Source organism: Mesorhizobium sp. M1A.F.Ca.IN.020.06.1.1, from assembly GCF_004023265.1.
Classification (GTDB): Bacteria; Pseudomonadota; Alphaproteobacteria; order Rhizobiales; family Rhizobiaceae; genus Mesorhizobium.
On sequence record NZ_RZSR01000103.1, the window covers coordinates 1 to 9850 of the forward strand.

The 9850-nt window shown below is 63.2% G+C and carries 10 protein-coding genes and 2 pseudogenes; 7 read left to right on the forward strand and 5 right to left on the reverse strand.

Annotation, left to right across the window (positions count from 1 at the left end; all coding sequences use genetic code 11):
- Positions 1 to 60: 60 nt before the first annotated feature.
- From EOA60_RS07205 to folE, 3 genes are all read right to left on the reverse strand, one after another.
- On the reverse strand, positions 61 to 1032 hold the full coding sequence (locus EOA60_RS07205; protein WP_067000906.1) for a patatin family protein: 972 nt from the start codon (positions 1030 to 1032) through the stop codon (positions 61 to 63).
- 84 nt (positions 1033 to 1116) lie between these two features.
- Positions 1117 to 1575, reverse strand: a complete 459-nt coding sequence (hisI, locus tag EOA60_RS07210; RefSeq protein ID WP_095826135.1) for a phosphoribosyl-AMP cyclohydrolase — start codon at positions 1573 to 1575, stop codon at positions 1117 to 1119.
- A gap of 90 nt (positions 1576 to 1665) precedes the next feature.
- Positions 1666 to 2292, reverse strand: coding sequence for a GTP cyclohydrolase I FolE (gene folE / locus EOA60_RS07215; RefSeq protein ID WP_067328045.1), 627 nt, complete (start codon positions 2290 to 2292; stop codon positions 1666 to 1668).
- A 236-nt stretch (positions 2293 to 2528) separates the two neighbouring features.
- Here folE and EOA60_RS07220 point away from each other — a divergent pair, with 236 nt between their 5' ends.
- The 5 genes and pseudogenes from EOA60_RS07220 to EOA60_RS07240 all read left to right on the forward strand — a co-directional run bounded on the left by EOA60_RS07220 (position 2529) and on the right by EOA60_RS07240 (position 7099).
- Complete coding sequence (locus EOA60_RS07220; RefSeq protein WP_067328046.1) at positions 2529 to 2975, forward strand: iron-sulfur cluster assembly scaffold protein; 447 nt, start codon at positions 2529 to 2531, stop codon at positions 2973 to 2975.
- Positions 2976 to 3154: 179 nt separating this feature from the next.
- Entirely contained in the window at positions 3155 to 3529 is a 375-nt protein-coding gene (gene yidD / locus EOA60_RS07225) for a membrane protein insertion efficiency factor YidD (RefSeq protein WP_095826120.1), read from the forward strand.
- A gap of 142 nt (positions 3530 to 3671) precedes the next feature.
- Positions 3672 to 3863 (forward strand): annotated as a pseudogene (locus EOA60_RS07230) (class D beta-lactamase); the annotation flags it as partial.
- A gap of 229 nt (positions 3864 to 4092) precedes the next feature.
- Positions 4093 to 6066: a threonine--tRNA ligase gene (gene thrS / locus EOA60_RS07235; protein ID WP_127334975.1), complete on the forward strand. Its 1974-nt coding sequence runs from the start codon at positions 4093 to 4095 to the stop codon at positions 6064 to 6066.
- Positions 6067 to 6161: 95 nt separating this feature from the next.
- Positions 6162 to 7099, forward strand: a pseudogene (locus tag EOA60_RS07240) (lysophospholipid acyltransferase family protein).
- A gap of 5 nt (positions 7100 to 7104) precedes the next feature.
- Here the strand turns inward: EOA60_RS07240 and EOA60_RS07245 are convergent.
- Positions 7105 to 8070, reverse strand: coding sequence for a hypothetical protein (locus tag EOA60_RS07245; RefSeq protein WP_095826118.1), 966 nt, complete (start codon positions 8068 to 8070; stop codon positions 7105 to 7107).
- A gap of 162 nt (positions 8071 to 8232) precedes the next feature.
- Between EOA60_RS07245 and EOA60_RS07250 the strand changes: the two genes are divergently transcribed.
- The gene (locus tag EOA60_RS07250) at positions 8233 to 8817 is read left to right on the forward strand and encodes a nitroreductase (RefSeq protein ID WP_095826117.1); all 585 of its coding nucleotides are present in this window, start codon (positions 8233 to 8235) and stop codon (positions 8815 to 8817) included.
- 1 nt (position 8818) lies between these two features.
- Positions 8819 to 9427, forward strand: a complete 609-nt coding sequence (locus tag EOA60_RS07255; protein WP_127334974.1) for a flavin reductase family protein — start codon at positions 8819 to 8821, stop codon at positions 9425 to 9427.
- Between the two features lie 63 nt (positions 9428 to 9490).
- Here the strand turns inward: EOA60_RS07255 and EOA60_RS07260 are convergent.
- The coding region (locus tag EOA60_RS07260) for an HpcH/HpaI aldolase/citrate lyase family protein (protein WP_164899215.1) at positions 9491 to 9850 on the reverse strand (360 nt) is incomplete at its 5' end.

Consider the following 9850-nt stretch of genomic DNA (forward strand, 5'->3'; position numbering starts at 1 on the left):
GCAACCGCTCAGTGCAATTCCGCATCACAGATGCCGCGATTGCTTGACTGACGCTTCGGATCAGGCGAGCACCGTCTGCAGCCGCCGCAATTCGCTGATCTGGGACATGGTCGCCTGATAGCCGATGCGGATCGCCTCGTCGGCGCGGTGGAACTCGGTCAGTCCGATATGGCTGAGCTTCGGCTGCAGCGACATGTCGGGCGGATCGCCGGCGAGCCTGGCGCGCGAAATCCGGTCCTGGATGATGTTGAAGGCCTCGACCATGACGCCGGTGATGCCGAGGCGGGTCTGGTGCGGCGGGTGCTGGGGATTGACCTGACCGGGACGCGGCGCGTCGTTCTCGATGACGAGTTCGCCCGCGCTGTGCTTGATCACCGCGGCACGCCCAAACAGATCGTAGTGGAGGTTGACGGCAACGACCAGCGGCTGCTCGTAAGCACGGCAGACCGAGACCGGCACCGGATTGACCAGCGCGCCGTCGACCAGCACGCGCCCGTTGCAGTTCACGGGCTCGAAGACGCCGGGCAACGCGTAGGACGCGCGCATGGCGGTGATGAGCGAACCTTTCGACAGCCAGATTTCGTGGCCGGTGCGGATTTCGGAAGCGACGGCGACGAAGGGCTTCGACAGTTCCTCAAAACGGATACCGTCGACATGTTCGCGCAGCCGCGCATCGAGCTTCATGCCGCCGAACAGGCCGCTGCCGCGCAGATTGAGATCGAGCAGTCCGAAGAGGCGCCGCTTGGTCAGGCTTCTGGCGAACTCTTCCAGTTCGTCCAATTTGCCGGCAAGATAGCAGCCGCCGACCAGCGCGCCGATCGACGTGCCTGCGATCATCGAAACTTCGATGCCCGCTTCGTCCAGCGCGCGCAGCACGCCGATATGGGCCCAGCCACGCGCACAGCCGCCGCCGAGCGCCAGCGAGATGCCCATCTTCTTCGCCGATTTCGGATCGAGCACGCCGCCGGACGATGCAAGGCCGTTGGCCTCCTGAACGTCAGGTCTGCTGCGCAATGACGCCCATTCGAGCATCATGATCTCCCTTGTCCCGTGTCCCTTCTATCACAAGGATGTTTGAGAATAGTGAATATGAGTGGTTTGTGAATATCGAATGGTTCACACCGGCTTCCGATACGTTTCTTGCGCATCGAACAGCGGCTTGCTGCCATCGTCGGCAAGCACCGCCTTGCCGTCGCTGAGCCCCACCGTCCGATAAAAGCAGGAACGCCTACCGGTGTGACAAGTTGCGTCCTGGCCCAATACTTTGACGCGCAACCAAATCGCGTCCTGGTCACAATCCGTGCGCATCTCGACGACGCGCTGGACGTTGCCCGACGTCTCGCCCTTTTTCCACAGCGCGTTGCGGGAACGCGACCAGTAGTGGGCGATGCCGGTTTCGAGCGTCAGCGCCAGCGCCTCGGCATTCATATGCGCGACCATCAAAACCATGCCGTCGCCGGCGTCGGTGACGACGACGGTCACGAGGCCGGCAGCATCGAAGCGCGGAGAAAGGACGGTGCCTTCCTCCAGCGCCTTCTTGTCTGCCGGGGCTTTGGGAAATTGCAGTGCCGACATTGCCGGTTCGTCTTTTTGTTGGACCATGATCTTATCCGAAAACCGGGTCCCGCTTTTCGGGACCATGGTCTGAAGGCCGGCAGCCGGCGATCAGGCACGCACCATGGTGACGAAGCGCACCTGTTCCTCGGGCGTGTCCTTGAAGACGCCGGTGAAGGTAGAGGTGAGCGTGGTCGAGTCCTGCTTGCGGATGCCGCGCATGGCCATGCACATATGCTCGGCCTCGATCATGACGGCGACGCCGCGCGGGTTGAGCACGTCCTGGATGACGCCTGCGATCTGCGCCGTCATCGCTTCCTGCGTCTGCAGGCGATGGGCGAAGATGTCGACGACGCGCGCGATCTTGGACAGACCCACGACCTTGCCGTCCGGCAGGTAGCCGACATGCGCCTTGCCGATGATCGGCACCATGTGGTGCTCGCAATGGGAGTGGAACTTGATGTCCCTGACGATGACGAGATCGTCATAGCCGGCCACTTCCTCGAAAGTGCGGCCAAGCTCCTCCGCCGGGCACATGTCATAGCCGTTGAACATCTCGCGAAAAGCCTTGGTAACGCGCTTCGGCGTGTCGACCAGGCCCTCGCGATCAGGGTTGTCGCCGGTCCAGCGCAAAAGCGTGCGCACGGCGGCTTCGACCTCGGCCTCGCTTGGGCGATCGGTGACAGGCTTCTCCATATAGGAGGAAGGGGGCATGAGTTTCTTGATGACGGCATCCATAAAGGCGTCTCCCGTAGTCCCACTCAGAGGTGGGACGAGTTGAACGGACCACGACCTTTCGGGTGAAACTCGCCCGGTTTCCAGCCCGTAAGCGGCGTGAACAGATGAGCAATGACAATGGCTTGAGTTTGCCTTGTCGATGCCCGGCTGCCATCATTATATATGGTCGTGCACAGCGAAAGGAAGACGCAACAGCGGCAAAGCCTGTTCGCTTGGCGGCGACGGATTGGAAAAATATGATCGACGACGTCTACAATGCGAAAATCCTGAGCTTCGCCGGAAACATCGCCAAGATCGGCCGGCTCGACCACCCCGATGCGACCGCCAGAGCGCACTCCAAACTGTGCGGCTCGACCGTCACAGTCGACCTCAAAATGGATGGCGACGTGGTGACCGATTTCGCTCATGACGTGAAGGCCTGCGCGCTTGGTCAGGCATCCTCCTCGATCATGGCCCAGCATGTCATCGGCGCGAACGCCGATGAGCTGCGCGCCGTGCGCGAGACCATGCTGAAGATGCTCAAGGAAAACGGCGCGCCGCCGGAAGGCCGGTTCGCCGATCTGAAATATTTGGAGCCGGTGCGCGACTACAAGGCACGTCACGCCTCGACCATGCTGACCTTCGATGCGGTGGTCGACGCGATCGGCCAGATCGAGAAGAAGCGCGCCGGAGAGGCTGCTTGAGGGCGATCTCCTGGGCTGCTTGCCCGGTTATGGCGAACTCGCTTCGTTTCCCCGCACGCTGAGTGGACCGGCAAGCCACCCCGTGCGGCACTCCAGGCGATGAGCGATAAAAGGTCGTTGCGTTCCCGGCTCGAAGCCCACATCTAACGCACAAGGAAGCTGGCTGAGGAGAAGTGCGGATGGGAGACCATTCAGGACATATCCATGGTGTCCGGCCGGTCCGGCATGGGCGAAACTGGCAGGGACCCTGGCGCAAGACGCCGGGCCGCGTCCTCGGCACGTCGCTCGTGCGCCTCTACCAGTTGACGCTTTCCGGCTTCGTCGGCAATAGCTGCCGGCATCTGCCGACCTGTTCCGAATACGCGCATGAGGCAATCGCCCGCCATGGATTGTGGACCGGGGGCTGGCTGGCGCTGTTCCGGGTCTCGCGTTGCGGGCCGTTCGGGACGCATGGCATCGACCGCGTGCCGGAGACGCTTGCGCCGCGCTATGTCTGGTTCATGCCGTGGCACTATTGGCAGATCGGCAGGAAGCGCGATGACGCAGATGGCTGACTGCGGCAGCGTTTCGCAGCCCGTGTTTACGATCCGGTAGGGTTAACGTCAGCCTGCACAAACACTGCCAATTTGAGACAAAATCGAGACAAGACGCCTCGCTAAGCCGCTCCGCGTAATCCCTTTCCCGGAGTGAGCTTCGATGCGCCATATGGACCGCTATCCCTTCTTCATTGCCATTATTCTGTTCCTGCTGGCCTGGATTCTCGGCCTGCCGATGCGGGCGCAGTCGGCGCCGCTCAAGGACATCCACTGCATTTTGGTCGAGGATTCGGGGAGCGGCGTGACGCTTTACCAGGAGGGCGTCTGCGACCAGCGCGCGAGCCCGGCTTCGATCTTGCCGAAGGGGCTGACGCGGGCGGCTTTCCTGAAGGATCTTCCGGGGCTCATCAAATAGAACGGCTTGCGGCTTTACGGCGGCGGAAACTCCTCATAAAAGACTGCCGCCCGCCAGCGTCCAAGTGATTGGCGCCTCCGGCCAACCCTGCATGCTCCAGCACATTCCTGCGACATGCATTCACCACCCGCGCTCGTTTGCGGGACTGGATAGGACAACTCTGATGATGCTGAATTCCGTCTCCCTGACATTTCCCGATGGTTCCGTCCGCGAGTACGACGCCGCGATGACCGGCGCCGCCCTTGCCGAATCGATCTCCAAATCGCTGGCGAAAAAGGCTGTTGCCTATAGCCTCGACGGCACCGTCCGCGATCTTTCCGATCCGCTCGGCGGGTCCGGCAAGGTCGAGATCATCACCCGCGAGGATCCGCGCGCGCTGGAACTCATCCGCCACGACGCGGCGCACGTGCTGGCCGAGGCGGTGCAGGAACTTTGGCCGGGAACGCAGGTGACCATCGGGCCGGTGATCGAGAACGGGTTCTATTACGACTTCGCGCGCAACGAGCCGTTCACCCCGGACGATTTCCCGGTGATCGAGAAGAAGATGCGCGAGATCATCGCCCGCAACAGGCCGTTCACCAAGGAAGTGTGGTCGCGCGAGAAGGCGAAGAAGGTCTTTGCCGACAAGGGCGAGCGCTACAAGGTCGAGCTGATCGACACTATCCCCGAGGATCAGGATATCAAGATCTACGCGCAGGGCGACTGGTTCGATCTCTGCCGCGGTCCGCACATGGCTTCGACCGGGCAGATCGGCAACGCCTTCAAGTTGATGAAGGTGGCGGGCGCCTATTGGCGCGGCGATTCCAACAACCCGATGCTGACGCGCATCTACGGCATCGCCTTTGCCGACCAGGCGCAGCTCGAGGCATACCAGATGCTGCTGGAGGAAGCCGAGAAGCGCGATCATCGCAAGCTCGGCCGCGAGATGGATCTGTTCCATTTTCAGGAGGAGGGACCGGGCGTCGTCTTCTGGCACGCCAAGGGCTGGAAGATGTTCCAGAACCTGGTCAACTACATGCGCCGCCGCCTCGACGAGCACGGCTACCAGGAAGTCAACGCGCCGCAGGTGCTGGACAAGAGCCTGTGGGAGACGTCCGGCCACTGGGGCTGGTATCGCGACGCGATGTTCAAGGTGACCGTCGCCGGTGACGACACCGACGACGACCGCGTCTTCGCGCTGAAGCCGATGAACTGCCCCGGCCATGTGCAGATCTTCAAGCATGGGTTGAAGTCTTACCGCGAACTGCCCGTAAAGCTTGCGGAGTTCGGCAATGTGCATCGCTACGAACCGTCGGGCGCACTGCATGGGCTGATGCGTGTGCGCGGCTTCACGCAGGACGATGCGCATATCTTCTGCACGGAGGAGCAACTCGCCGCGGAATGCCTGCGCATCAACGATCTGATCCTGTCGACCTATGCCGATTTCGGCTTCGAGGAGGTCGCGGTGAAGCTGTCGACGCGGCCCGACAAGCGGGTCGGCACAGACGAGGCCTGGGACCATGCCGAGGCGATCATGAGCAATGTGCTGGAGACGATCCGCACGCGCTCCGGCAATCGCATCAAGACCTCGGTCAATCCGGGCGAGGGCGCCTTCTACGGGCCGAAGTTCGAATATGTGCTGAAGGACGCCATCGGCCGCGAATGGCAGTGCGGCACCACGCAGGTCGACTTCAACCTGCCGGAACGCTTCGGCGCCTTCTATATCGGCTCGGATTCGGAGAAGAAGCAGCCGGTGATGGTGCATCGCGCGGTGTGCGGCTCGATGGAACGCTTCCTCGGCATCCTGATCGAGAACTATTCCGGCCAATTCCCGCTGTGGTTCGCGCCGCTGCAGGTGGTGGTGGCGACGATCACCTCAGACGCGGATGAGTATGCAATGAAGGTGGTCGAGCGGCTGAAGGCTGCGGGGCTGCTCGCCGAAACCGATCTGCGCAACGAGAAGATCAACTACAAGGTGCGCGAGCACAGCCTGGCCAAGGTTCCGGTCATTCTCGTTTGCGGCAAGCGGGAGGCGGAAGAGGAAACCGTCAATGTCCGCCGTCTCGGCTCCCGCGACCAGGAATCGCTGAAGCTCGGCGACGCCGTGAAATTGCTGGCGGACGAGGCCGTCTCTCCGGACCGCAAGCGCCGCGCGGCCTAAAATCGTTAATCTCCAATCGCTTCTCGAATGGCGGTGACACATAGTCCACCGCCATCTTCACACGCCTGTCACGCCAACCTTGTAACCGAGCCGCCATGCTCAAGCTGAAACCGCGGGAAAGGTTCCCGAGCTCTCCTACGCCAACCGGCATCAGCCGGCGCTGACGCGGTGGTTCATCCATTCCGTCGAAGGCCTGTCGGGCCGCGACCGCTTTGCCGTGCTCTACGACTTGTGGCGGCGCCAGGTCGCTCCAACGGGCGACCGTGTGTTCAGCCGCATGCTGGACTTGATCGACGTCAGGGTGCACCACGCCGGCCGTTGGCCGCCGGCGAATGTGCCGGATAGTCCGCTGGTGATCGTCGCCAACCATCCCTTCGGCATCGGTGACGGCATTGCAGTGCTGTCGCTCGCCGAGCAGCTCGGCCGTCCGTTCCGGGTCATGATCCACAAGGATCTGCTCAGGATCCGCGAGATGGAAGCCTATTCGCTGCCGATCGATTTTTCCGAGACCAAGGAAGCGCTGAAGAACAACATGGCCGTGCGCCACGAGGCGGTGCGGCTGTTGAAGGCAGGCGTCACCATCGTCGTTTTTCCGGCCGGCGGCGTCGCCACGGCGCCGAAGGGGTTCGGCCGGGCGATCGACCTGCCGTGGAAGATGTTTCCGGCCAAGCTCATCCAGGAGGCCAAGGCCTCGGTCATCCCTTTGCATTTCTCCGGCCAGAACGGCCGTCTGTTCCATCTCGTCAGTGGGCCGATGAACATGGCCGAGCGCGACAACCGCGTGGCGAAATTCGTCGGCAAGGCGTCGCTGACGCTGCGCACCTCCCTATTAATCCGCGAATTCGCCCGGCTGTCGGGCAAGGCGATCGAGGTGCGCATCGGCGATGTGCTGAAGTGGAGCGAGCTCGAACCGTTGCGCGACCGCAAGGCGCTGCTCGACAGGCTCTACCAAGCGGTTTTCGATCTCGCTCCGGCGGCGGCGCGGCGCGGACGCACGCCGTTTCTAACCAAGCGGATGCGCAAAGCCGCCTGAGCAGCTTAGTCCGCGCCCTCCTCGGGATCGATGGCGGACGATTCGTTGGCCACGACCTCGATTTCCTGGTTCTGGCCGGCCATGACGGTGAAATCCTTCTGGTAGATGCGGTCGCGGTTCTTGGCGATGATGGTGTATTGGCCTTCGGCCAGCACCATCGAGGCGAAGGCGCCGACGGCTTCCTTGATCGGATCGCCGGATTCATTGAGCAGCGACCAGGAGGTGTCGGCAATGGCTTCGCCGCCGGGCTCGCGCACCAGCTTCATCGTCATCTCGGCCGCGCGGTGCTCGACGGTGGCCTCGGTCAGCTTGCCGGCCTCGACGCGGATATCGGAGCGGATCACGGCGTTGACCGCGCCATAGGTGGAGACGACATGGTAGGTGCCTGCATTCAGCCGCACCACCGTGTTCGGCTCGACATCGGGGGCGATCAGCGCGCGGTCGCCATTGGTCTCAGCCTGGCCCTCATAGATCGCGAAGCGGAGCTTCTTTGGCGCGATGTGCGCGCCGCCGGACGTCACCGCATCGAGCTTCAAGCCGCCGGCATCGAGAACGAGGCTCTCTCGCTTTGCGTCCTTGCCGACGGTGATGCGCTTGGTGGCGCCGGCCCGTCCGTAAGAGGCGTGGACCAGGTAGCTGCCGGGGTCGAGCTGGAACACCGCCGTGCCGCCATGCGCGGACGCGACCATCGGCAGCTTGCCGTCGCTGGCCGGTTCCGGCTTGAAGACGCGCCAGACGATGCCGCGGGTGATGTCGGCGCCCTTGTCGGTCAGTTGCGCAGAAAGGGTGATCGCTCCGCCGCTGCCAAGCGCCAGCGACCGCTCGCTCTTCGGCGTCGCATAGCTCGAAATGCCCGGCAACTTGATATTGCCGACATCGTTGGCGTTCTGGGCCAGCGCGAACGAAACCGGCACCGCAAGCAACGCGGCGATGAGCCCGACCACGAAAAGGCGCAGAGTCCCCTCAAACATGCCTTGCGTTGAAGCCCAAGGCGGTGGCAATTTCAAGGCTCAAGAGCCTGCCGCCCTCCGCCAGGGCTCTTTATCCGGCGTATAATTGCGCCATTGCCCGAGCCGCCCGATCTCCCGATGGCGCGCTTCAGCTCAAAATCGAATGCTAGGAGACTTGCGCCCATGGCGTCGCCGATCATCGACTTCCTGCTGACCCGCAGTTCAGCGCCGATTCCGGACCTCAAGGAGCCGGCGCCGAGCGATGCGGAAATCGCCACGATGATCGCCGCGGCGTCGCGGGTGCCAGACCATGGCCGCCTCGAGCCATGGCGGTTTATCGTCTACCGCGGCGAGTCGCGGGTCGAGATCGGCAAGAAGCTCGCGGCGCTTGCCGAGCAGCGCGAAGGACCGTTGCCGGAGGGGCGCCGCAACCAGGAACTGGCGCGCTTCTCGCGCGCCCCGCTGGTGATCGGCGTAGTCTCCGTGCCGCGGGAGAACCCAAAGATCCCGCAATGGGAGATGTTCCTGTCGGGTGGAATGGCGGCTATGAATCTGATGATCGCGGCCAACGCGCTGGGCTATGGCACGAACATGATCAGCAACTGGTATTCCGACGTTGCGGAGGGCAGGGCGATCCTCGGGCTGTCGCCGCAGGAGCGCGTCATCGGCTTCGTCCATATCGGCTCGTACCAGGGACCGGCGCCGGAGCGGCCCCGACCCGATCCGGCGAAGCTCTATGCCGATTATGCCGGGCCGTGGGCCGGCTGAGATGTTCTACGAGCCATCCAAGGGGCACGGCCTGCCGCACGATCCGTCGAAGGCGATCGTTGCACCCCGCCCGATCGGATGGATCTCGACATTGAACAAGGCCGGTGAGATCAACCTGGCGCCCTATTCCTTCTTCAATGCCTTTTCGACGCGGCCTTTCATCGTCTGGTTCTCATCCGAAGGCGCGAAGGACAGCGCCACCTTCGCTGAAGAAACCGGCGAATTCGTCGCCAATCTCGTCAGCCGCAAGCTTGCCGAGAAGATGAACCGCACCGCCGTCGATGCGCCGCGCGGCGTCAGCGAGTTCGCCTATGCCGATCTCGCCATGGCGCCGTCGCGCCTCGTCGCGCCGCCGCGCGTGGCGGAAGCGCCCGCCGCCCTCGAATGCAAGGTGACCGAGATATTTCGGCCGCGGGCACTGGATGGCGCCGAGACCAGCGCCATCGTCGTCGCCGGCGAGGTCGTCGGGGTCCACATCGACGATGCTTATCTCAGGGACGGCCTGTTCGACATCGTCAGGGCCGGCAATGTCGCCCGGCTCGGCTATATGGACTATGCCAGCGTGAACGAGATTTTCTCGATGCGGCGGCCGCGCTGGAGCAAGGATTAACCGAAAGGGCTACACGGCTCACGTCCGCTACAAACTGATCCCCATTGTCTGGCAATTGGCGGTTCAGGCTGAAAGTCCCGCCGCTCTCGCGCGTGCCAGCAGCCGCTCCGCAAGCCGTAGGTGCGGCCGATCATACATCTTGCCGTCGATGCCGACGACGCCCGGATTTCCCGCCGCCGCGAAGGCGTCGACGATCGCCCGCGATCGTTCGACCGCTTCCGGCGAGGGCGTGAAGGCGGTGTTGATGACCGGCACCTGCGCTGGATGGATCGCCATCTTGCCGGTAAAGCCGTCGCGCTCGGCCTCTCTGCATTCGGCTTCGAAACCGGCCATGTCGCGGAAATCCGGAAAGACGGTATCGATCGCGGCGATTTCCGCCGCTCCGGCCGCCAGGATGGTCGTCGCGCGCGCCAGGCGGAAGAC